At 42.8% G+C, this 3,569-nt stretch carries 4 protein-coding genes; 1 reads left to right on the top strand and 3 read right to left on the bottom strand.

The window, feature by feature from the left end; all coding sequences use genetic code 11:
- Window positions 1-81: 81 nt before the first annotated feature.
- Complete coding sequence (locus IQ224_RS22605) at window positions 82-723, bottom strand: L-threonylcarbamoyladenylate synthase (protein ID WP_194033518.1); 642 nt, start codon at window positions 721-723, stop codon at window positions 82-84.
- Between IQ224_RS22605 and larC the strand changes: the two genes are divergently transcribed.
- Window positions 700-1,956 carry a nickel pincer cofactor biosynthesis protein LarC gene (gene larC / locus IQ224_RS22600; protein WP_002744656.1) on the top strand — a complete coding sequence of 419 codons (1,257 nt, stop codon included), beginning with the start codon at window positions 700-702 and terminating at the stop codon, window positions 1,954-1,956. The genes IQ224_RS22605 and larC overlap by 24 nt on opposite strands.
- Window positions 1,957-1,990: 34 nt before the next feature.
- Here the strand turns inward: larC and IQ224_RS22595 are convergent, their stop codons facing one another.
- Together IQ224_RS22595 and rpsD are read right to left on the bottom strand one after the other, a co-directional pair.
- Window positions 1,991-2,443, bottom strand: coding sequence for a DUF29 domain-containing protein (locus tag IQ224_RS22595; RefSeq protein WP_002744655.1), 453 nt, complete (start codon window positions 2,441-2,443; stop codon window positions 1,991-1,993).
- Window positions 2,444-2,873: 430 nt separating this feature from the next.
- Window positions 2,874-3,482: a 30S ribosomal protein S4 gene (gene rpsD / locus IQ224_RS22590; RefSeq protein WP_002737433.1), complete on the bottom strand. Its 609-nt coding sequence runs from the start codon at window positions 3,480-3,482 to the stop codon at window positions 2,874-2,876.
- Between the last annotated feature and the right edge of the window lie 87 nt (window positions 3,483-3,569).

The raw sequence follows: 3,569 nt of genomic DNA, 5'->3' as shown, positions 1-3,569 counted from the left end.
GAAGTGGGGTGTGGGGAGAATAAATAAAACTAATCTCCTATCTCCTGTCTCCTATCTCCTGTCTCCTGTCTCCTGCCTTCGTTATAACCATTGTTGTAATTCTGGCCAACCCAAACCCTGACGCACGATATCCGGTTGATCGCTGGTAAAATCAACAATAGTTGACACTTCCGAACCGGGAGCCGAACCATCTTCGATAATTAAATCAACTACATGATCGAGGGCATCGAATAGCCTAGCGGTTTCTAACCCCTTGGTGGGAAAATCCCCCTCCTGATCGGGAAGATGGGCAGAACTAGAGATAATGGGATTTTCTAGGGTTTCGAGAATAGTGCGACAGATAACGTGATCGGGAACCCGGATACCGGTGGTTTTCCGCTTCGGATTCATCACCACTTTCGGCACTAATTTAGTCGCCGGTAAGAGAAAAGTGTAGGGACCGGGTATAACTCGTCGCATAATTTTATAAGCATAATCGCTTACCACTGCGTACTCGGAAATATTCGACAAAGAAGAACAGAGAAACGTCAAGGGTTTATCATTAGATAGTTGCTTGATTTGGCGAACTCGTTCGACGGCGGATTTCACATTGAGATCGCAACCGATCGCATAGACGGTATCGGTAGGATAAAGCATAATTGCCCCATTTTTCAGGGCATTACAGATTTCTTGGATAGAACGTTGTTGGGGATTTTCCGGATGGAGAGAGTAAATAGTAGCCATGATAGCAAAATCGTCGCCTATTGGGATTGTCCCACGGGAATTGCCGGGGATATGTGTTTAGGGGCGTTAGTAGATTTAGGAGTCCCCTTAGAATACCTGATTGCACAACTAAAAACTTTAGGAATTGAGGATGAATATCAGTTAAGGGCCGAAAAAGTGCATCGTCGCGGTCAAATTGCCACTAAGATTCACGTCGATGTCACTGCCGAGAAGTCTGCTGATCATCACCACCATCACCATCATACCCCCGCTCGCCATTTACTGGAGATTGAAAATTTAATTAAACAGGCAAATTTACCCCAGAAAGTCCAAGAATGGAGTTTAGCGGTTTTTCAACAACTTGCGATCGCAGAAGGGGCTGTTCACGGGATCGCACCGGAAAAAGTGCATTTTCACGAAGTCGGGGCAACCGATGCCATTATTGATATCGTCGGGACTTGTTTGGGTTTGGATTGGCTATCGGTGAGTGAATTATACTGTTCTTCTCTACCCACCGGCGGCGGTACAGTTCAGGCCGCCCATGGTCGTTTACCGGTTCCCGTGCCAGCAGTAGTACAATTGTTCAGTCAGGGACAAGTACCAATTTATAGTAATGGCATCGAAGCGGAGTTAGTAACACCCACGGGGGCAGCTATTGTGACAACTTTAGCTAAAAGTTTCGGTAAACCGCCGCAAATGCAGTTAGAAAAGGTCGGTTTAGGGGCAGGTACAAAAGATTTACCGATTCCCAATCTTGTCCGGCTTTGGTTAGGGAAAAAAACACCAGAAAAGCTAGATGAAAGGGAAACCGTGGCAGTTTTAGAAACTCAAATTGATGACTTAAATCCGCAAGCGATCGCCTACTTAAGTGAGTCTTTATTACAAGTGGGTGCCTTGGATGTATTTAGTCAAGCAATTACTATGAAAAAATCCCGTTTGGGAATACTTTTGACAGTAATTTGTGCCTTGGATAAAATTGCTATTTGTGAAAATATGATCTTTCAGGAAACCACAACTTTAGGCATTAGAAGGACAATTCAAGAGCGATCAATCTTAAAAAGAGAGATACAATCGATCGATACTGTCTATGGTCAAATTAGGCTAAAAGTTGCCTACAAAGAGTCAATTAATCAACCGATTACCGTACAACCAGAATACGAAGATTGTGCCGCTATTGCCCGTCAGCATCATCTACCTTGGCGATTTGTTCATCAAATGGCCTTAGCTATTTGGCAAGAAAAAAATCAGTCTTGATAGCAGGGCAATTTTATCATAAAACTGCTATTGTTCAAAAGCTATTTTCAGGAAAATAATCCCAACTTAAAACCTGTTCTTGGCTAAAAGGACAATCAACTGGGAAAGTTTCTTTTGGTAAATTAGTTTCATTTACCGTTCCTCGCACTGCTTTTTGATAACATTCTGCGAAAATATCGGCTAAATAGGGTTTTAAGCTAGGACTATCCCTGAAAATAAGCTCTAATTGTTCTCTTTGTTCATCAATGGTATTTATCCAGCTATTAGTCCGTTTTTCTGGTTGATATTGCCATTTAAGTAAGTGCATCAAGAGAACTTTTAAACGACTGAATACCTCCCGTCTATTATTACGTCCCATATCGGATATTTCTTCGATTAAGTTATCTAAATCAAGGGCTTGTAAATTACCCTTTTTTAAGTGATTTACGGTTTGCTCAAGCCACAAATTAAAATCAGTTTCATAAAGCTGAGATAATTGATTTTTCATGTTGATAATATCCCATTTAGAAGTGGGTGCTAACGGACTACTCTCTTAACTGTAACCGTTCAGGGGAGGTATCAAGCAGTCAGTAACATTGACGATGATAAGTTTCACTCCATACAGATACTGGCTCTCTTATTCTTTGTGTGATAAGTTTAACGTATATAGGAGCGATCAATCTTTGTGTCCTTTGTGTCTTTGTGGTTCGTTCCACTCCCTCGCTGGCAAGACCTTATCTTAGAATACATTTTACCCACCAAACCCAAAAGAGCCAGATACCTTCTCAATGAGCCATTTTTGACTGACTCTGACCTATCACTTTTAAACAGGATTTAGTATTAGCCAGCCCCATGTACAATCAAAAATACTAAATTTAACCAATAAAATAAGGACGCTGCCAATTGCGTCCTCAAGGTATCTGGAAAAGGCTTTTTTCCTAGACTTTCCGAGAGTAGTATTCCACTACTAACAGTTCATTAATCGAGAGGGCAATCCATTCTCTTTCCACAACGCCATTCACTTTGCCCACGAGGGTGTTTTTGTCAAATTCCAAATGACTCGGCAGATTGGCTAAACCGGGGTATTCCATATTTCTTTTGACTAGATCCTGGGAACGCTCTTGATTTCTGACTCCAATCACATCACCCGGACGGCACTGATAACTAGCAATATCCACAACTCTACCGTTAACGGTGACGTGACCGTGATTGACTAATTGTCGCGCCCCCGGAATTGTCCCGGCCATACCGAGACGGAAAACGGTATTATCCAGACGCATTTCTAAGAGTTGCAGCAGCACTTGACCGGTGGAACCAGTAGCCCGGCGAGCTTTGCGGACATAGCGAACTAATTGTTTTTCGCTGACACCGTAGTTAAAACGCAGTTTTTGTTTTTCTTCTAGACGAATGGCATATTCTGAACGTTTTTTGCGGGCCTGGCCATGTTGCCCCGGTGCATAGGCACGACGGGCATTTTTACGGGTTAGGCCCGGTAATTCCCCTAAACGACGCACAACGCGCAAGCGCGGTCCTCTATAACGAGACATACAAACAGTCTGCTCCTATTTAAATTTATCCCAAAACTATTATCATAGCACAAATTAAGTAATTTAGTTGGGGTGTGGGGTGTGGGG

Origin of the sequence: Microcystis sp. LEGE 00066 (assembly GCF_015207925.1) — a bacterium.
GTDB classification, from domain to species: domain Bacteria; phylum Cyanobacteriota; class Cyanobacteriia; order Cyanobacteriales; family Microcystaceae; genus Microcystis; species Microcystis ichthyoblabe_A.
This window is presented reverse-complemented; position numbering and strand designations above follow the sequence as displayed.

Bases quoted from the DNA above. Each gene is read 5' to 3' on its own strand.
- rpsD (WP_002737433.1), bottom strand. From the start codon at position 3,482: ATGTCTCGTTATAGAGGACCGCGCTTGCGCGTTGTGCGTCGTTTAGGG.
- IQ224_RS22605 (WP_194033518.1), bottom strand. From the start codon at position 723: ATGGCTACTATTTACTCTCTCCATCCGGAAAATCCCCAACAACGTTCT.
- IQ224_RS22595 (WP_002744655.1), bottom strand. From the start codon at position 2,443: ATGAAAAATCAATTATCTCAGCTTTATGAAACTGATTTTAATTTGTGG.
- larC (WP_002744656.1), top strand. From the start codon at position 700: ATGGAGAGAGTAAATAGTAGCCATGATAGCAAAATCGTCGCCTATTGG.